Raw genomic sequence first — 209 nt, forward strand, 5'->3', positions numbered from 1 at the left:
TATCAAGAAGGTTTAGGTTGGTTTGGAAAACGAGTTAACGGAGAGACAGCCTTCTGTATTCAATTGGGTGTACCAATTAACATGGGTGATAATCCTGGGTACTCAGTTGCCAATACAGATACAGCATTAATGAAAAAGATGTCGTTAATTGCATACTACGGTTACTATACGAACCAATCATTAATGACAGAATGGTTAACGCAAAATAT

Annotated in this window: 1 pseudogene; it reads left to right on the forward strand. The window is 36.8% G+C overall.

Going from position 1 to position 209, the window contains the following annotated elements:
• Positions 1–209, forward strand: a pseudogene (locus FC90_RS09305) (hypothetical protein); the annotation flags it as partial.

Source organism: Latilactobacillus graminis DSM 20719, assembly GCF_001436415.1.
Taxonomy (GTDB): Bacteria; Bacillota; Bacilli; order Lactobacillales; family Lactobacillaceae; genus Latilactobacillus; species Latilactobacillus graminis.